13 protein-coding genes and 1 pseudogene are annotated in these 17381 nt (G+C 70.6%); 5 read left to right on the top strand and 9 right to left on the bottom strand.

Annotated features, from left to right (window positions below):
- Nucleotides 1–9: 9 nt before the first annotated feature.
- The 4 genes from ACF08M_RS16060 to ACF08M_RS16045 all read right to left on the bottom strand — a co-directional run bounded on the left by ACF08M_RS16060 (nucleotide 10) and on the right by ACF08M_RS16045 (nucleotide 6371).
- On the bottom strand, nucleotides 10–2805 hold the full coding sequence (locus ACF08M_RS16060) for a hypothetical protein (RefSeq protein WP_392185868.1): 2796 nt from the start codon (nucleotides 2803–2805) through the stop codon (nucleotides 10–12).
- A 169-nt stretch (nucleotides 2806–2974) separates the two neighbouring features.
- Nucleotides 2975–3901: a carbohydrate ABC transporter permease gene (locus ACF08M_RS16055; RefSeq protein ID WP_392185867.1), complete on the bottom strand. Its 927-nt coding sequence runs from the start codon at nucleotides 3899–3901 to the stop codon at nucleotides 2975–2977.
- Nucleotides 3901–4932 carry a carbohydrate ABC transporter permease gene (locus tag ACF08M_RS16050; RefSeq protein ID WP_392185866.1) on the bottom strand — a complete coding sequence of 344 codons (1032 nt, stop codon included), beginning with the start codon at nucleotides 4930–4932 and terminating at the stop codon, nucleotides 3901–3903. Before ACF08M_RS16050 ends, ACF08M_RS16055 begins: the two co-directional genes overlap by 1 nt.
- Nucleotides 4933–4988: 56 nt before the next feature.
- Nucleotides 4989–6371 carry an extracellular solute-binding protein gene (locus ACF08M_RS16045; RefSeq protein WP_392185865.1) on the bottom strand — a complete coding sequence of 461 codons (1383 nt, stop codon included), beginning with the start codon at nucleotides 6369–6371 and terminating at the stop codon, nucleotides 4989–4991.
- Between the two features lie 232 nt (nucleotides 6372–6603).
- Here ACF08M_RS16045 and ACF08M_RS16040 point away from each other — a divergent pair, with 232 nt between their 5' ends.
- On the top strand, nucleotides 6604–8415 hold the full coding sequence (locus tag ACF08M_RS16040) for a hypothetical protein (RefSeq protein WP_392185864.1): 1812 nt from the start codon (nucleotides 6604–6606) through the stop codon (nucleotides 8413–8415).
- A gap of 394 nt (nucleotides 8416–8809) precedes the next feature.
- Here the strand turns inward: ACF08M_RS16040 and ACF08M_RS16035 are convergent, their stop codons facing one another.
- Nucleotides 8810–9814 carry an alpha/beta fold hydrolase gene (locus tag ACF08M_RS16035; protein ID WP_392185863.1) on the bottom strand — a complete coding sequence of 335 codons (1005 nt, stop codon included), beginning with the start codon at nucleotides 9812–9814 and terminating at the stop codon, nucleotides 8810–8812.
- 220 nt (nucleotides 9815–10034) lie between these two features.
- Between ACF08M_RS16035 and ACF08M_RS16030 the strand changes: the two are divergent.
- A pseudogene (locus ACF08M_RS16030) lies at nucleotides 10035–10240 on the top strand (serine/threonine-protein phosphatase); the annotation flags it as partial.
- 23 nt (nucleotides 10241–10263) lie between these two features.
- Here ACF08M_RS16030 and ACF08M_RS16025 read toward each other — a convergent pair.
- From ACF08M_RS16025 to ACF08M_RS16010, 4 genes are all read right to left on the bottom strand, one after another.
- Nucleotides 10264–11475, bottom strand: coding sequence for an aromatic acid exporter family protein (locus tag ACF08M_RS16025; RefSeq protein ID WP_392185862.1), 1212 nt, complete (start codon nucleotides 11473–11475; stop codon nucleotides 10264–10266).
- 109 nt (nucleotides 11476–11584) lie between these two features.
- Nucleotides 11585–12736, bottom strand: coding sequence for a glycosyltransferase (locus ACF08M_RS16020; protein WP_392185861.1), 1152 nt, complete (start codon nucleotides 12734–12736; stop codon nucleotides 11585–11587).
- Nucleotides 12737–12799: 63 nt separating this feature from the next.
- Complete coding sequence (locus tag ACF08M_RS16015; RefSeq protein ID WP_392185860.1) at nucleotides 12800–13759, bottom strand: hypothetical protein; 960 nt, start codon at nucleotides 13757–13759, stop codon at nucleotides 12800–12802.
- A 123-nt stretch (nucleotides 13760–13882) separates the two neighbouring features.
- Nucleotides 13883–14713: an SDR family NAD(P)-dependent oxidoreductase gene (locus tag ACF08M_RS16010; RefSeq protein ID WP_392185950.1), complete on the bottom strand. Its 831-nt coding sequence runs from the start codon at nucleotides 14711–14713 to the stop codon at nucleotides 13883–13885.
- A gap of 315 nt (nucleotides 14714–15028) precedes the next feature.
- Between ACF08M_RS16010 and ACF08M_RS16005 the strand changes: the two genes are divergently transcribed.
- From ACF08M_RS16005 to ACF08M_RS15995, 3 genes are all read left to right on the top strand, one after another.
- Nucleotides 15029–15328, top strand: a complete 300-nt coding sequence (locus tag ACF08M_RS16005) for a methyltransferase domain-containing protein (protein ID WP_392185949.1) — start codon at nucleotides 15029–15031, stop codon at nucleotides 15326–15328.
- A 47-nt stretch (nucleotides 15329–15375) separates the two neighbouring features.
- Complete coding sequence (locus ACF08M_RS16000) at nucleotides 15376–15615, top strand: hypothetical protein (protein ID WP_392185859.1); 240 nt, start codon at nucleotides 15376–15378, stop codon at nucleotides 15613–15615.
- A 292-nt stretch (nucleotides 15616–15907) separates the two neighbouring features.
- Nucleotides 15908–17338: a PP2C family protein-serine/threonine phosphatase gene (locus ACF08M_RS15995; protein WP_392185948.1), complete on the top strand. Its 1431-nt coding sequence runs from the start codon at nucleotides 15908–15910 to the stop codon at nucleotides 17336–17338.
- Nucleotides 17339–17381: the final 43 nt, after the last annotated feature.

Here is a 17381-nt window from a genome sequence, read left to right as displayed (position 1 = left end):
ATGGGTGGGTCAGTCGGTCAGCTGGACGGCCCGCAGGCCGGTGGCGCTCTTGGAGTTGTTGGTGATGCCCGAACCCCACTCGGACCAGCCGCGCGCCCGGCCGTCGTTGTCGATGTCGTTGACGGCGATGCCGAGTCCGATGGACGCGGTCGGCTTGCCGCTGAGGCCGAGCGAGGCCCACGGCACCGTCACCGTGTAGCTGGTGGTGGTGCCGTCCCGGGTGATCTGGGCGGTGGCACCCGGGGTCGGCCCGGCGGTCTGGCCGGACGGCGCCCGCCAGGTGTAGACCTGCGGCTTGCCGCCCACCAGCGAGGCGCCGGCCTCGACGTACTGCCTGCTGCGGCCGGGCAGCTCGGGGGTGACGGCGAACTGGATGCTGTCGCCCTGCCACATGTTCTCGGCGGTGGTGGCGGGCTGGGCCAGGACGTTGTCGGTGATCTCGCCCTTCAGCACGAGCCCGGCGTCGGTGTACTGGGGCCGGATGGTGCCGGAGAGGTCGGCCGCGCCCTGGTAGCCGCCCGCGTAGTACACCTTGCCCTGAGCGGCGATGTCGATGGGCGGTGTGGTGTCCGTACCGGCGGGCTGCACAGCGCCCCAGCCGTTCCAGGTGCCCACGGGGGTCCGGGGGCCGTCGGGGGTGCTGATGTAGGCGGCCGTCCAGTAACGGTCCCAGGGCTTGATGTTGCGCGCGTCCACGGTGTAGGAGGTGCTGGACCCGGCGCCGACCTTGAGCGGTCCGTCGACGGTGCCCCGGTCCACATGGGCGGTGCCCTCGTTCACCTGCCACTCCAGCTTGGTGAGATCGAGCGCGGAGCGGGCGCGGTTGTTGGTGACGGTGACCTTGAGCCCGGCGGCGAACGGTGCCGCCTTCTTCACCACCGGGTCGAAGGTGACCTCGGTCGGGGGCACCACCTCGGTGTCGGTGGTGACCCGGCCGAGGGTGAGCGGGCCGAGTCCGACCGTGCCGCTGATCGAACGCGCCCCCGTCAGGGCGGACGTGGGCAGCTCGACGGTCTTGCTGGTGACCTGACCGGGCTCGGCCGTCAGACCGTAGGTCTCCCCCGCCACACGGAACTGCACGGGCCACGGCACCGGGAGGTGCCCCTTCGTGCGGTCGACCTTGAGCACCGCCGTGACGGGCTCCTCCGTGTTGGTGCGCTTGGGGATTTCGAGGGAGTAGGCAGGGGCGGCGACGGACTTGACGCCGGTCACCGTGCCCTTGACGTACAGCACTTTGCCGTCGATCCCGAGCTGTACCTTGCCGCCGGACGGGGTGTAGGTCTTCGCGTGGCCCAGCTGGTCGGTGACGGTGAGCGGGCCGCCGGCCGAGAGCTCCACGGTTCCGGGTGCCGTCGCGGTGGTGTACAGCGCCCGGACGGTGTCGGTGCCGGTGCCGAAGCGGTACGAGCGGACGGCGTCGGAACCGGCGTCGTCACGGCCGGTGCAGGCGCGGCCCGCGATCTGGCGGATCAGGACGCCCTCGGTGACGACGGACGGCTTGGGCTGCCATGCCTTGACTTCGGCGGTGGGTCGCTTGAATCCACCGAAGTTGTGTTCCTTGTTCGTGTTGTCGGTGCCGTCGTTGGTGAGGTCGTACCAGTAGTAGCGGTTGGCACCCGAGGCGAAGGAGAAGATCTGGGCACGCGGCAGGTACTCGGCCTGCAGGGCCGGGGTGACGCCGTCGCCGTGGGTGGGGTACCCGTTCTCCGTGATCCACAGCGGGAAGTTCTTGCCGCCCGCCGCGTCCAGATCGGCGCGCACCTGCGGCAGCCTCGCCAGGGCTTCCTCGGGCGGCCTCGGGTAGCCGTATTCGTGGACGCTGAGCGCGTTCATGTAGTCCAGGCCACCGATCGCGTACAGCCGCTTGAGCCAGTCGGTCTGGAGACCGGCCAGGCCGCCGCCGACGACGGTGGCGTCCGGCACCTTGGCGTGCACCTTGCCGTAGCTCGCCTTGAGCAGCTTGAGGTAGCAGTCGGCGGTGATGCCGCAGGTGCCGTTGTTGAAGCCGGTCGAGTTGTACTCGTTGTAGATCTCGACCTCCTTCGTGGACTGCTGGTACTTCTCCACGATGGCGGCGGTGTACTTCCCGTAGGCCTCCAGCGCCGCGTCGGATGCCGGTGTCCGGTTGTTGTCGTACAAGGGGTTCCGGTAGGCGGAGATGGGCAGGGCGGTCAGCCCCTGCGTCTTGGCGTACGGGATGTGCTGGTCGGTGGTGTAGTTGCTCCAGGTGTACTCGCCGGCAGTCTTCTCGATGGCGCTCCAGTTGATGTCGGAGCGGATGCCGTGCATGCCCATCAGCTTGACCGAACGCAGCAGCTTCTGGTCGTCGCCGTCGTTCCACCCGTAGTGGATGCCGGTGCCGAAGCGGGGGTCCTTCTGTTCGTGGCCGGCCAGTGCGGTGAGCACGCCGAAATTGGCGGTACGGGTAGTGGCACCCGCGGTCGCCGTGAGGGTGTAGTAGCCGCTGCCGAGCTTGGTGACGTCGACGGTGGCCGTACCGCCCGAGACCGGTGCGGTGCCCGACGCGACGGTCAGGCCCTGGTCGTCGGCGGCCTTCCAGGCCACCGAGGCCTCGTCGGAGGCCAGGGTGATCTTCGCCTGTCCCCTGACGAAGATCAGGTCGGGCGAGGTGACGGTGAGGGTGCCGGCCGCGTGGGCGGCCGGAGCCGTACCGGGCAACGGCGCTGCCACCAGCAGACAGCCGAGCAGGGCGGCGGCGCCGCCCCATGCGACGGGCCGTCTGGAGCGGCCCGTTACTCTGGCCGGAACCAGTGGACCTGGCCGGATCGTGCCGTTCTTTTCCATCGAGGCATCCTCTCGATCGGATCGGCGCGGTGCGTATCGGTGGTTCCCGGGTGGTGGTGTGCTCCGTCGGCTGTACCCCGGCGGAGCACACCGGTCCGTGTGCCGTCGGCGCGCACCGCTGCCGCCGTCGGCCGCGCGGACCGGGTCCGCGCGTGTGTCCGGGTGGAACTCATCCCTTGAGGCCGGTGAAGCCTCCCCCGCCGCGTACGATCTGCCGCTGGAAGATCAGGAACAGCGCGACCGGGGGCAGGACGGCGAGCAGCATCCCGGCGATGAGCAGCGACTGTTCCGCCGTTTCCGCGAGACGCGGCAGCGCGGCGGAGATGGGCTGCTTCTCGGTGTCCGGGATGACGATCAGGGGCCAGAGGAAGTCCTTCCAGGAGTTCATGACCGTCAGCAGGGTCACCACCGCGAGGATCGGCCGCGACATGGGCAGCACGATCCGGCGGAAGATGATGAACGGGCCCGCGCCGTCGACCTTGGCGGCCTCGAAGAGTTCGCGCGGGATGCCGTCGAAGAACTTCATCACGATCAGCACGGTGAAGGCGCTGGCGGCGTGCGGCAGCCAGACGCCCCACGGGCTGTTGGCGAGCGAGATGCCGAGGCCCGGCAGGTCGAGCACGGTGAGGTAGAGCGCGACCAGGGAGATGGAGCCCGGGATGAAGAGGGTGGCGAGCACCATCCACCGCACGGGCGCCGCCCACTTGGGGCGCAGCACGGACAGCACGTATCCGCCGGTGGTGGCGACGACGAGGTGTGCGACGACCGAGCCGGTGACCAGGACCACGGTGTTCCAGAGGTACTGGCCGACCTGCAGTTCGTTCCAGGCGCGGGAGAGGTTGTCCCATTGCGCGTGGCCGGGCCAGAGCGCCAGCGGATCGCGCAGCAGCTCCTGGGTCGGTGAGACGGCGCCCTTGAACGTCCAGTAGAGAGGCGCGGCTCCGAAGGCGAGCAGCAGCAGGAGCGAGAGAGTCTGCACGGAGCGGAGCGAGACGCGTACGGAGGTCCGTCGCCGGTCGGCGTTGGATATGAGTCCGCGTCCGCTCTCCTCGGGGCGGTTCCTGCGGCGGGTGCGAAGGGGGGTCTGTACGGCCATCAGTTGCTCCAGCTCCTCGTCGCCCGCAGATAGATCGCCGAGAGCGCGCCGAGCACGAGGGCCAGCAGCACACTGAGCGCGGTCGCGGCTCCGAAGTCGCCGTTCTGGAAGGCGTAGTTGTAGATCAGCATCAGGACGGTGAGAGTGGAGTCCTCCGGTCCGCCGTCCGTCATCACGAAAGGTTCGGTGAAGACCTGCAGGGTGCCGATGATCTGGAGCAGCAGCATGATCAGGACGACCCCGCGCAGCGACGGCAGGGTGATGTGCCAGACCCGGCGCCAGATGCCCGCCGCGTCGATCTCGGCGGCCTCGTACAGTTCGGCCGGTACGGAGCCGAGCGCCGCCAGATAGATGATCACCGTGGAACCGAAGCCTGCCCAGGTGGCTTCCAGGACGATCGACAGCATGGCGGTGTCGGTGGACTGCAGCCAGGGATACGGGCCGAGGCCCACATGGGCCAGCAGTTGGTTGAACAGGCCGGCGTCCGGGTCGTAGAACACCTTCCAGAGCAGGACGGAGACGACCGGGGGAATCGCCACCGGCAGGTAGGCGAGGATACGGAACAGCGTGCCGCCGCGCCGCAGTTCGGCGATGAGCACCGCGAGGAAGAGCGGCACCGGGAAGCCGATCACCAGCGCGAGCACCGCGAAGAGCGCGGTGTTCTCGACGGCGGTCCACAGCAGCGGGTCGTCCAGCACGCGCTGGAAGTTGTCCAGGCCCACCCAGGTGGCGGGGTCCACCAGATTGGTCTGCTGGAAGCTGAGCCGCACGCTCTGGACGATCGGCCACCAGGAGAAGTAGGCGAAGCACAGCACCATCGGCAGGCCGAACAGGATGGTGGTGACACCTCCTTGCCGGGCCCAGCGGACGACACGTTGCCCGGGGCCGCCGCGCTGCGGGGAGGCGGTGCGCGGCGGCCCGCCCGCTGTCCGCGACCGGTCCGCGGAGGGGTCGGCGGAGCGCTGTTTCCGCGTCCGGTTCTTCTGGGTGCGGTTCCCGGCGGGCGCCGCAGGCGCGTGTGACCTGCTCATTGACGTCTCCTCGCCTCTCCTCGTGCTGTGCTCATGCCTGATGTGCCGGACACGCTCTAGTGCTGCGCGCGCTCCACCTGGGACTTGACCTGCGAGGCAGCCTTCTTCAGCTGCTCGGCCGGGTCTGCGTCCTGGCGGGTCAGCACGGCCTGCACGACGCTGTCGAGGGCCTTGTAGACGTTCTGCGCCTCGATGGGCGGCTCGATGGCCAGCTCGTACTCGTCGAGCGCCTTGTTGTACGGGGCGAAGTGCGCGAGCGGCACGTTGGCCAGCTTGTCGATCGCGGCCTGGACCGGGTCGTTGATGGCCGGCTGGTAGAACGGGACGGTCGGTGCACCGATGACGGCGCCGTCCTTCTTCTTGGACGCCGCGTCCTGCTCGCCGAGGGCGACGTCGTACTTGGGGGCGAGGTAGTAGAAGTCGATGAACTTCGCCGCGGCCTCACGCTGTTGCGGGGTGGCCCTGGGGCTGACCACGGCGATGGCGCCGCCGGCCAGGGTCCGCTTGCTGCTGCCGTCCGTGGGCATGGCGGCGAGCCCGATGGTCTCCGGGTCGCCCTTGTACTGCGCGATGTAGTGGCCGATGATGCTGGGCCCGGCGATCGTCATGCCGATCTTTCCGGCGGAGAAGTCCTTTTCCATGTCGGTGAGGTTGCGCAGCTGGTTCTTGCCCATCGACTGATCCGTCCAGCGCATCTCCTTGAGCACCTTCAGGGACTTCTCGGCGCCGCTGCCGGACCGGTCGAAGGTATTGGCCCACTTGCCGCCGGACTCCTCCTGCATGCTGTCTCCGAAGGAGTAGGCCATGGCGGTGAGCATCCAGCCGCCGGCGTTCTCCTTGGTCATCTGGGCGTAGCCGGTGGCATCGGTCTTCTCGGAGATCGCCTTGGCCGCGGCACGGACCTCGGGCCAGGTGGTCGGCGGCTTGTCGGGGTCGAGTCCGGCCTTCTTGAAGAGATCCCGGTTGTAGGCCAGTCCGAGTGCGTACTCCTCGGTGGGGATGCCATAGATCTTGCCGTCCAGGCCCTTCGAGGCGCCGAGCACCACCTGGTTGAAGTCCTCGCTGTGCTTCAGCCCCTTGAAGTCCGTGGTGAGATCGGCGATCTGCTTGCGCTTGATCAGGCTCGACATCTCGGTCAGCGGCACCCGGACGACCGTCTCCAGGCTGCCGCCGCCCACCTTGGTCTGGAAGCTCTGCTGGTCGTACTGGTACTCGTTCGTCTTGATCCTGATCTTGGGATGGGCCTTCTCGAACTCCGCCACCCGCGCGTTGAAGATCTTGAGCGCGGCCGCGTTGGTGGCCGGGGGGCGCCCGGAGACCGTGATGGTCACCGTGCCGTCCCCGGCGGTGTCGCTGCCGGAACCGGAACACGAGGCAAGCACGCAGACGAGCGCACCCGCGGTGACGCCCGTCAGGGCGATGCGTAGGGAGGGTCTCATCGGGGACTCCATTCGAGAGCAGACCGGAACGTGGCTGGAAAGCGTTTTCCAGCCGGGGTCACCTTGCACCGCCCGATATCGTCGCGTCAATGGGTTGGAGGCGGACTTCCGACCCGGAGGTTTACCGCATACCCCTTGCCGGAGCGTTGACGTCGGCTTAGCCTCTGGAAAGCGTTTCCCGAGCGTTGCCGGAGATCGTCGGACCGACGATCGCGAGCTGGAGGACATTCCCGTGCACCCTGCCTGGTCGGTCGCCGAGTACGACCGCGCCCTGCTGCGAGCAACCCTTGCCGAGGGCGACCGCCGCTGGGACCCCGAGGCGAACCTGCTGCAGGTCGAAGCGCCGTACAACCCCATCCACACCCACATCAAGGGTGGTCTCGCACACCCCACCCGCAACTCCCTGCAGTACGCGCTGCTCCTGCTGGAACGCGGCGGCGCGGGCGACGACGAGCGCGCCCACGACGTGATCCTGCGGATCGCCGAGCTCCAGGACCGGTCCACGGACAGTCCCACCTACGGCATCTGGGGCTACTACGCCGAGGAGCCTGCGGCGGAGATGGACCCGGCCGACTGGAACTGGGCAGACTTCCTCGGCATCCATCTGCTGCTGGTGCACGCCCGGCACGGCGACCGTCTGCCGCCCGCGGTGCTGCGTGAACTCCGGGAGTCGGTCGGGCACGCGGCGGCGTCGATCGTCCGCCGGAACGTCCACATGACGTACACCAACGTCGCCGTGATGGGCACGTTCGTCGCGCTCGCGGCCGGGAGGATGCTCGACGACGAGGCGCTGTTCGCCTACGGCAAGGACCGCATGGTACGGCTGTGCGAGGCGATCGACACCACCGGCAGCTTCACCGAATTCAACAGCCCGTCCTACTGGGGTGTCGTGCTCCAGACGCTGACCCTGATCAGGGAGCACGTCCGGGACGAGGAGGTACTGGAACTCAACGACCGTCTGCACGACCGGCTCTGGCTGCACTTCCTGGCCCGCTGGCACCCGCCGACCCGTCAGCTCTCCGGCCCCATGGCCCGCTGCTACGGCAACGATCTGGGCGTGCCGCCGTTCCTGGTGAAGGCGGTACGGGGGGTGCTCGGCACTCCGGAGATCGGCCCCATCGAGGGGGAGATGTCGGTCGGTGTCCATGCCTGTGTGGATTACCGCATGCCCTTCTGGGCGCTGCCGCGGCTGCTGGAGCTGGAGGGCGAGCGCGAGCACCGGGAGCTCTTCGTCGAGGGCCCGTCCCCGGAGACGGGAACCACCTGGCTGGACGCGGTCACCACGCTGGGCAGCATCAACCACCAGGACACCTGGCTGCAACGGCGTCCGCTGTTCGGCCATTGGGTACGCCCGGACGGAACCTCCGGGCATCTGCACGTCCATCTGGTCAAGGACGACGGCGCGGAGGACTTCGACTTCGCGTCGGGCGTGCTCTCCACCGTGCAGAGCGGCCCGCACGTGGCCTGGCTGACGGGCTTCGCCTGCCCGGCGGGCGACCGGCACCACCACCTCGACATGATCGAGCCGGGTGACACGTTCCGCGCGCGGTCGCTGCGCCTGGTGGTCGACGCGATCGGGGCACCGCCGGTGACGGAGACGTCCGCGGTCGACGGCGGGGTCGATCTCGACCTGGGTACGGCACGGCTGGGCTTCAGGCTCGCCGGGGGCGGCTTCGGCGGCCGCACACCGACGGTCCGGCTGGTTCCGCTCGACGACGGGGTACGGATCGAGGTCGTCCTCTTCGAGAGCGCGGCCCCGGTCGAGCTGGACTGGGCGACGCTCGGCCACACGTTCGCGGCGGGCTCGCTCTCCCTCGTCCCGGCCGGCGCGGAACAGGACGGGGATCCGGCGCCGGATCCCGAGGTGGACGCGTCGGGCGACTGCGCCGAGGTGCGCTGGACGACCCCGCGGGGGCACCGGCTCACGCTGCGCGGTGGCCGGTCGGTGGTCTCCCGTGAGCAGCACGCCGCGCTGTACCGCGCGACGCTGGACGGCGGGGCGGTGCCCTCGCCCCGCCTGTCGGAGTCCCGGCTCGTTCCCTGAGGTCCTCCCGTTCGGATCACGCCGGGCTCGGGGGGTGCCGGCGTGATCCGAACGGAAGTCCCCCGAGCCCCCGGGAGTACCGTTCCGGCCCGGGGCCCGGAGCGGTACTCCCCCGTCGGGAGCCGGCGCGGTCGCCGCGCTCACCGTGATCCACGGGCACGCACGGCCCGTCGAGTGATGCCGGTGACGAGCCGTCCGAGGGATCCCCGGGAAGGCCCGACGCGCGGCGAGGACGTGGGCCCGCCCTCGTGGTGAGTGCCGCCCGCCCGGCTGGTTCCGCAGGCTGCGGCGGCCCGACGCCGCTCACGGCCGGCCATGCGGGACCGGCCCGCTTCCGGGTGCCCGCCGATCCGGCTGGTCGGCGGATCAGCGGCGGACCACCGGCGAAATCCGGTCAGGGGGCCATGCCGGTCCCGCCGCCGGTGGACCGGTGCCTGCGGGCCGCCGCCACGAGGCCCGCGCCGGTCAGGACGGTTACGCCCGCGAGTCCGCCGAGACAGGCCAGGACCATGGCGCTGATGCCTGTCGGGGCCATGCCCGACTTCGCCGGTGGCCGGTCTCCGGCGGCCAGCCGGATCAGATCGGCGACGACGTCGGGGTGCGAGATCATCGCGGCATGGGAGGAGTCGACCTCGACCGTGTGCGATTTGGCGCGCTTGGCCCCGAAGCGTTCGAGATCCGGGGCTATGGCCTTGTCCCGGGTCGCGACCAGCGCCCAGGACGGGATGGTCCGCCAGGCCGCCGCCGTCGTCTTCTCCATGAACGCGGCTCCGCTGATGGGGCGTTGGGAGGCCGCCAGCACGGCCGTGGTCTCCGGCGGCACGTCCGCCGCGAAGACATGGTGGAATGCGGCGGGCCGGATGTACAGGTCGGTGCCCTCCGTACCGTCGGGCTTCCGGAACGGCACCGGCCTGAGTGCGGTGTTGAGGTCGCTGCCCGCGAATTTCGCGCCCAGTTCCGACAGTTCCTCCCCCTTGTCGGGCATGAACGCGGACACGTACACCAGCGACTTCACGTGCGGATTCCCGGCGGCGGCGTTGCCGATCACCGCGCCGCCGTAGGAATGCCCGGCCAGCACGATCGGGCCCCTGATGCTCTTCAGTACGTCGGCTATGTACGCGGAGTCATCGGTGAGTCCGCGCAGGGGGTTGGCCGGGGCCATGACCGTGTACCCGTCACGCTGCAGACGTTCCACCACGCCGTTCCAGCCCGAGGCATCGGCGAACGCGCCGTGTACCAGCACCACTGTGGGCCTGGCGCCGGCCGGACCGGCATCGCCGTCGGCTACGGCGGTTGCGGGCGCGGCAACAAGGGCGGCCGTGGTGAGCACTGCGGCGACGGTCTGCGCGCGACGCCCGGGTATCCGTTTCCGCGGGGCGAGGAGGGTGGAGGGGGACATGCTGTTCTCTCTTCGTCGTGGACCGGTTGCTGGGCTCAGCGTCGCCAGGCCCGGCCCGAACAGCGCGACACGGAAAGCAGAGGAGTGAAGACGCCCGACCGTCCGGGTGAGGGGTACGCCACACGGAGTGACGGCACGGATCAGGGCCGGCCGACCGGCCTGATCAGACGTCCGTCACGGTGCTCGGTCGTGCGAGGGGCGATGGCGGACCGGGTGGGGCGGTCCGCTGCGTATCGCCTCGGTCTATCTGGCGCGGAGGCGGAGGCGCAGATCGGAGGTGATCTCTACGCGGCCGCCCGCACCACCGACGGAACCCGTCTGATCATCGGTGACGTACGCGGCAAGGGGCTGGCCGCGATCGGCGAGGCCGCCGACATGCTGGGTGCCTTCCACGCCCTTTCCCGCCAGGAGTGGCAACTGCCGGATGACGGCCGCCGGTCCGCGCCGCCTCAGCTCCCGGGTCCTCGCAGACGACGCGACACAGCACGTAGCCAGGGGTGGCGTTCGTGCACCTGCGCCGAACGCCGGTCGAGCTCCTTGCCCAGGCGTTCGGTGCGCTTGTCGATGTCGAGCTCGTCCAGAATCCGGTCGACCTCGGCGAGCAGGGCTCCGTGCAGCTGCCACTGCCGGGGGTGTTCCTGGACGCCCGCCAGGAGCAGGTCCGCCACCCGGTCCCTGGTCACGCGGCTGAGGGCGAGCGCGTGGGCCAGTCGGTCCTCCGCCGCCTCGGCGTTCTCCGCGACCGGAGTGGTGATCAACTCCGAGAAGCTCTCGATGGCACCGGCCATCTGTCCGAACAGTTCTTTCAGGGACGCGGCCACGTCGCCGGGGAACAGCGTCTCCTCGGTACGGGCCTTGGCCAGGTCGGTCAGGGTGCGCGACAGCACCCGCAGCACCACGGCGCAGATCTCCAGGGTGTCCAGACCGGTACGCAGCACGACCCGGTACAGCAGGCCCTGCCGGACGCGTGGATTGAGCGTGAGTCCCTCCTCGGCCTGCCGGAGCGAGGCATCGACCTCCACGATGTCGTGGTCCAGCCGACGGGCCTCGTGGAGCCGGTCGGCCGCGCGCCGGACCGGGATGTGCCCCGTCACGTCCTCCCCCATCGCGCGAAACATGTGGCCCATCGCCCGGGCCAGGCTGTCGATGGAGGCGCCCGCGGACTGCACCCACACGGGTGGTGCGAAGAGCAGGTTGAACAACAGGCCCACGCCCGCGCCGATGAGTGTCTCCAGCACACGGTCCCATGCCGTGGCGGCGACCTGCGAGACGCCCAGGACGAGCATCGCGCTGATCGCCACCTCGGGTACGAACTCGTCGACCCGCACCAGCCGCCCGATGATCAGCGAGGCGAAGATCGTCAGTCCGAGGCTCCACCAGCTGAGGCCGACCAGCGCGCTGAGCGCGGTGGCGATGAGCACCCCGACGACGACCGAGTTCACCCGGCGGATCCCCGTGGTGAGGGTCGCGTAGAGGGTGACCTGTACGACGAGGAGCGCGGTGAGCGGTGCCGTGAGCGGTGCCGGATGCGGAAGGGTCCGCGCCGCCACGGCATAGGCGATGACGGCGGCTGCCGTGGAGCGCAGGGTCTGCGCCCCGACGGGTTCGGTCGTGCGCCGGACGAGCTTGATCACGGGCTCGGATACGGATACTGCTGGCATCTCTGTCCCATGCCCGCCTGCAGGCCGTCACAGCGGCTCGGCGAACCGAACCCCACCGTACGGGCGTGCCGGTGCGCGTCGAATGCGCGGGAGGCGCGGTGGTCAGGGTTCAGGTGCGCGGGTCGAGGGTGTCGATCAGCTCCCCGCACGTGGCGGTGGCCCGCGTCTCGTGGCCCAGGTTCTCGGCGCGCGCCCGGTACGAGGGTTCCTTGAGCACCAGCTCGACGGCCGACCGGATCCGGGAGATGGCCTCGGTATCGAGGACCGGCGCGCCGCCCACCGGTACGTCGGTCGAGGCGACGGCGAGTCCCGCGCCCGCCTCGGTCACCAGCCGGGCATTCGTCGGCTGGTCGGCGAAGAGGGGGACGCAGACCAACGGGACACCCGCCGCGAGGGTTCCGAAGGCCGTCCCCGATCCGCCGTGGCAGACCACGAGCGAGGCGCGGGACAGGACGTCGGCCTGCGGCACCCACGCCTCCGCGTGGACGTTGGGGGGAAACGGCCCGAGGCCCGACAGATCAGTACCGCGCCCCGCCGTGAGCAGCACCCGTACCGGCAGTTCGCTCACCGCCTCCAGCACGGCGCGGTACAGGCCGGTGGCGGTCGCCAGCGCGCCCGCCTCGGTGCCGAGGGTGAGATAGACGAGCGGGTCCTCGGCTCCGCCCCACCAGTCCGGCAGCACACCCGGCTCCGGGGTTTCGTGATAACGGTGGGTCACGGCGTACGGCGAGGGGTCCAGGGAGGCCGGCAGGCGCGTCAGGTACGTGGACGTCCGGAGCCGCTCCACGATGCCGGGGCCGTACGGGGCGAGCACGGGGCGCAGCAGCTCGTCCATGGACCCGGTGAACCGCGCGGCGGAGACCGCGACCCGGGCGTGCGGGATGCCCTGACGCCCGGCGGCCACCACCGACGCGAACTCGCACGCCTCGTGCAGCACGAGGTCGGGCCGCCACTCGCGGCAGGCCTCCTCCAGCGCGGGCAGCATCGCGGCGACGCCCAGTCGGCCGAACACCTCCCTGATCATCAGGGCCGCTCCGTCGTCCCGGGACAGTTCCAGGACGCGCGCCCTGGCCCGCCTCAGCTCGTCCTCCTTCAGCTCCCCACTGATGCGGTACGGGTGTTCCCGGGCCGCCAGGGTCGCTTCGAGTCTCGGTGCCGCGACGACGAGGACGTCGTCGCCCCGTGCCGTGCAAGCGTCGATGAAAGGAACGAGTGGGTTGAAGTGGCCCGAGCCGCCGGTCGAGGCGAAGAGTACGCGCATGGTCCGAGCCTAGGGAGGCCCGTCCCTCGCCCACAGGTCCACTTTCCGCCTGTTTCCGGCACGTCAGCTCGCGAATCCCACGTGCACATGGTCGTGGTGGGTGTCGTCGGTGAAGAACTGATGCGCCGTCGCACCCCCGGAGAGCTGGATCGGCCCGCCGACGTTGTACGAGCCGGCCATTGCCGCGTCCCGCACGAACGACTCGGTCAGCCGGCGCGGGGTGGCCGGATCGACGACCCTGTGCCCGTCGATCCGCCATACGTCGAAGGCCCGGCCCGGCGGATGGTCGCTGGGCCGGTCGGTGCCGAACACGTACAACGGATGTCCGGAGCGGAACACGGTGAGGTCCATCCGGTACGTACCGGCCAGTCGCAGCAGGGCCCGCAGCACGGCCGGGTGGATGTGCCCGCTGCGGATGTCGGCCTCCGCCGCGGGCGGGAGGCCGATCCGCGGGCTGTCCAGCACCTGCCGTGCCGCGGCGGGCAGCGAGGCGACGGCGGCTCCCGGGCGGCCCGGGTGCAGTGCCGTGACCTCCCAGCGGGGCCGCGCCCGGCTCAGTCGTACGTCGACGGTCGTGCCGCCCGCATGCCCGGGGGTCCATTGCCGGCACACCACCATCACGCTGGCCGTATCCCTCAGGATCCCGCCGTACTGCGCGTCGATCACCTGGAGCGCGGCCTCGTCCGCAGCGGGCCGCAGCGGGCCCGCCCGGTCCACCAGCGACGGTGCCGCGCCGAGAGCGGCCACCCGTCTCTTCGCCGCGGGCGTGCTCCCCTGCCCGGCGGGCCATGCGCCGATCGCCTCCACCACCTGTACGGCGCGCAGCTTCACGTCGGGCTGCACGTCGCCGCGGTCGGGGTGCCAGGCGGTGGTCGCGGGCAGCGGCGAGGGCCGAGGCAGGGGCGGAGATTCCGGCGGGGACGGGCCGGACGCCGTCCGGGAGGTCGCCGAGCAGGCCGTGGTTCCCGCGAGCAGGGCACCGGCGCCGAGCAGCAGTTGGCGTCGGCCGAGTGGTTGCCGCATGCGATGTCCCATTCCCGTTCGAGGTCCTCGTCACCGGGACCGGGACCGGGCCCCGTAGCGTGTCGATGCTCGCCGTTCTCCGCGCTGCGGGGATACGCGCGTCACGGCGGCCGTGACGCATCCTCACAGTGTCGCGACGAGCCCTCCGTCGATGACGAGGTCCGATCCGGTGACGTTGCCGGAGCGGCCGCTCGCCAGCAGCAGCACGAGGTCGGCCACTTCTTCCGGCCGGGTGAACCTCCTGGTGGCCGCCCGGTCCGCGGCACTCCGGGCGACGGCGTCCGGTGCGGTGGCGCCGGCCGCCGCGAACGTGTCCGCGATGCCTCCCTCCCCCAGCCAGAGGTCGGTGGCCACGGGCCCGGGGCTGATGGTGTTCACCCGTACCCCGTGCGGGCCGACCTCCTTGGACAGGGCCCTGCAGAAGTTGGCCAGGGCGGCCTTGCTCGCGCCGTAGTCGATGACGGAGGGGTCGGGCAGAAAGCCGGTCACCGAACCGACCGTCACGATCGAGCCCGAACCGCCCTCGATCAAGTGCGGCAGCGCGGCGCGGGTAGTGCGGACCGCGGAGAGGAAGTTGATCGTCAGCGCCCACATCCAGTCGTCGTCGCCGACCGACGCGAAGCCGCCCGTTCGCGGACGTACCGCCCCCACATTGTTGACCAGGATGTCCAGCCCGCCGAACCGGGCGACCGCTTCCTCGACCGGTTCCGCGGAGCCGTCGGGCCCGGCGAGGTCCACCTTGACGAAGTGGACGTGCCGGCCCGCCACCAGCTCGGACAGAGGTTCGGTGAGGGTACGGGAGGCGGCGACCACACACACGCTCTCGGCGGCGAGCGCCTGTGTCACGGCAAGGCCGATGCCCCTGCCCGCACCGGTGACCACGGCCACCTTGCCTGCGAGTTGCAGATCCACCACGGTCTCCTGAGGACTGTCCCGTAATCCGACGAACGGCATCGACGACGGCGAGTTCACGCGCTCCGGGTGAGGGCGAGCCGCCGGGCCCAGCTTTACCGGGGCCGACGGTGACGGCACCGCCCGGACAGCAGCGGAGTGACGCGCGCCGACTGTCCGGGTGAGCGCCATACGCGGTCGGCCGAGCGGGGCTCCGCCACGGAGTTGCTCACCGCTTGCGACACCTGTCGCTCCGGCGGCCGTGGTTGATTGACTGGCGCTCATGAACTCATCGGCGTTCGAGACCAGCGCCCCGACCCCGTCGTCCACCTCGGCCGCGTCGCGGCGACCGGCCCGGGCCGCGCCTACAAGGGCCGCATGCCCGACGAACTCCGGCTCCGGCGGGGCCACACGGTGCTCGACCTCGGCTGCGGCCCCGGCACCGATCTCGGGGTGCTCGCCGAGGCCGTCACCGCGACGGGCCAGGTGATCGGTGTCGACCACGACCGGGCCTCGGTCGAAATCGCCAGGCAACGCATCCCCGATGCGCAGCCCGTGGCTGGACCATCTCACCGGCGGCCCCTTCCTCGCGGCGGTGACGCTCTACATCGTGGTGGCCGAATCGTGAACCGCTCCCGCCGTCCGGAACCGCCGCACTGCGGAAGGCCGTCGGCGTGACACAGCTCACGACCATTCATGAGTTGCGCAACCATTAAAGTATGAGCATGGATGCCGACAACGCCGACACCCGGGCGAACCAGCAGACCGCAATGCTCGACGGCGGCCCCGCGCACGGGGTGCGGATGCGAGTCACCAGCCGACCACCGGTACTTCAGGTCACCTGGCCGTGCGACGTCGAGGCCCCGCCCGAAGGAATGCGCGTGGACGCGCTGTTCGTGTACCGGCTCGACCTCCGGTCGAAGGGCGAACCGCTGCGCTACGGCTTCGACGGGGCCAGCCCCTGAGGACCCCGGTCCGGGGCGATCGCCCCGGACCGGGGGCATGGAGGCCGGGGCCGGGGCCTGGTACGACGTCGGCGAGGCCGTTGCCTCATGGATCCGGGCCTGCCGGGCTTGAGCCAAATGGCGCATGCCCCACCTATGACCGCGGCGCAGTGGCCGGTCTGTGGTCATATGACATGAGGCTGGATGTTGACGGTATGCGCCCGCGCCGGGCGCCCGAGACGAGCGGGAGGGGAGGCCGGTGGCGCAGGATCCACAGGACGCGGCCGCCGACGAGCCGGGGAACGTCCCCTACATGTCGCTGCTCAACCTGCCGATCAGTTCCGATCTGGACCGCATCGGCGAGCAGTTGCACGCCCTGGCCCGCGCCCAGCGCAGTCTGCAGGGGCTGCTCGAGGCCGTCCTCGGCATCAGCGGTGAACTGGAGCTGCCGGTGGTGCTGCGCCGGATCGTGCGCACCGCCATGGACCTGGTCGGCGCCCGCTACGGGGCCCTGGGCGTGCTGGACGAGAGGGGCGAATCTCTTGCCGAATTCGTCCCGCTCGGCCTCAGCCCCCAGGAGCTGGCCGCCGTGTCCGGGCTGGAGCTGCCTCGTGGCCGCGGCCTGCTGGGGCACCTGATCCGCCACCCGGAGCCGCTGCGCGTGGAGAACATCGCCGACCATGCGGAGTCGTCCGGGTTCCCGCCCGGGCATCCGCCGATGCGTTCGCTGCTCGGGGTCGCTGTCACCGTTCGCGGCCGGGTCTACGGCAATCTGTATCTGTCCGACCGGCGCGACGGGAGGCCGTTCGACCGGCACGACGAGGGAATGATCCTGGCGCTCGCCGGTACCGCCGGTGTCGCGATCGAGAACGCGCGCCTGTACAACCAGGTCCGCCACAATGCCGAGCAGTTCCAGCGGCTGCTGCTGCCCCGTTTGCTGGACCTGCACCCGTTCGAGGCACGTGCGATCTACCGGCCCGCGAGCGCACCCGGGCATCTGGGCGGCGATTGGTACGACGCGGCGAAACTGCCGGACGGCTCCTGCGTCGCGGTCATCGGCGATGTCGTCGGCCACGACATGAGAGCGGCAGCCGCCATGTCCCAGACCCGCGGCATGCTGCGGGCGCTGTCGTTCGACGAGAACACCCCGCCCAATTCCTCATTGGCCCAGCTGGATCGCATCATGCACATGACTGGTGGTCAACTCGTCACCACGGCGTGCGTGGCCCGCGTCGAGCCCGCGGACCATGGCTGGACCTTGTGCTGGAGCAGCGCCGGCCACCCGCCACCCCTGGTACTGCTGCCCGACGGCACGGTGCGCTACCTGGACGAGGAGCCCGGACTGCCGCTCGGGGTGGACACCGAACTGCCCCGGCCCGGCCATTCCTTCGCCCTGCCGCCGGGCAGCATCGTCATCCTCTACACGGACGGACTTGTCGAGCGCCACGACGAGCCGCTGGACCGTGGCCTGGACTCGCTCGCCGCGACCGTCCGCCGGCACGCCCGGGCGTCGCTCGATCAGCTGTGCAGCGTCCTGTCCGACCACCATCCGGGCGACGGCCACGACGACATGGCCGCCCTCATCCTCCGCACCCCCACGACCACGGCCGAGTCCCCCTCCGGCGGTCAGGCACGGAGCCGGGAGCCGGATCCGGCAACGGGGTACGGCGGCCGACCGCGCGAGACGGATCCGGTGTACGCATCGGCGAAGCACGCGCACCCCACGCATCAACGGTTGCCCTGACGCCTGTCGGCGAGGTCGTCCATGGTTCCTGACGCAAGGATTC

This window comes from Streptomyces sp. NPDC015032, from assembly GCF_043080425.1.
GTDB lineage: Bacteria > Actinomycetota > Actinomycetes > Streptomycetales > Streptomycetaceae > Streptomyces.
The sequence above is the reverse complement of the archived record's forward strand: the minus strand, read 5'-3'. Positions and strand labels throughout refer to the sequence as shown.

Coding starts and splice junctions, on each gene's coding strand:
- ACF08M_RS16010 (WP_392185950.1), bottom strand. CDS start 14,713: ATGCCGTTCGTCGGATTACGGGACAGTCCTCAGGAGACCGTGGTGGAT.
- ACF08M_RS16000 (WP_392185859.1), top strand. CDS start 15,376: ATGGATGCCGACAACGCCGACACCCGGGCGAACCAGCAGACCGCAATG.
- ACF08M_RS16035 (WP_392185863.1), bottom strand. CDS start 9,814: ATGTCCCCCTCCACCCTCCTCGCCCCGCGGAAACGGATACCCGGGCGT.
- ACF08M_RS16025 (WP_392185862.1), bottom strand. CDS start 11,475: ATGCCAGCAGTATCCGTATCCGAGCCCGTGATCAAGCTCGTCCGGCGC.
- ACF08M_RS16045 (WP_392185865.1), bottom strand. CDS start 6,371: ATGAGACCCTCCCTACGCATCGCCCTGACGGGCGTCACCGCGGGTGCG.
- ACF08M_RS16020 (WP_392185861.1), bottom strand. CDS start 12,736: ATGCGCGTACTCTTCGCCTCGACCGGCGGCTCGGGCCACTTCAACCCA.
- ACF08M_RS16015 (WP_392185860.1), bottom strand. CDS start 13,759: ATGCGGCAACCACTCGGCCGACGCCAACTGCTGCTCGGCGCCGGTGCC.
- ACF08M_RS16055 (WP_392185867.1), bottom strand. CDS start 3,901: ATGGCCGTACAGACCCCCCTTCGCACCCGCCGCAGGAACCGCCCCGAG.
- ACF08M_RS15995 (WP_392185948.1), top strand. CDS start 15,908: ATGTCGCTGCTCAACCTGCCGATCAGTTCCGATCTGGACCGCATCGGC.
- ACF08M_RS16060 (WP_392185868.1), bottom strand. CDS start 2,805: ATGGAAAAGAACGGCACGATCCGGCCAGGTCCACTGGTTCCGGCCAGA.
- ACF08M_RS16005 (WP_392185949.1), top strand. CDS start 15,029: ATGCCCGACGAACTCCGGCTCCGGCGGGGCCACACGGTGCTCGACCTC.
- ACF08M_RS16050 (WP_392185866.1), bottom strand. CDS start 4,932: ATGAGCAGGTCACACGCGCCTGCGGCGCCCGCCGGGAACCGCACCCAG.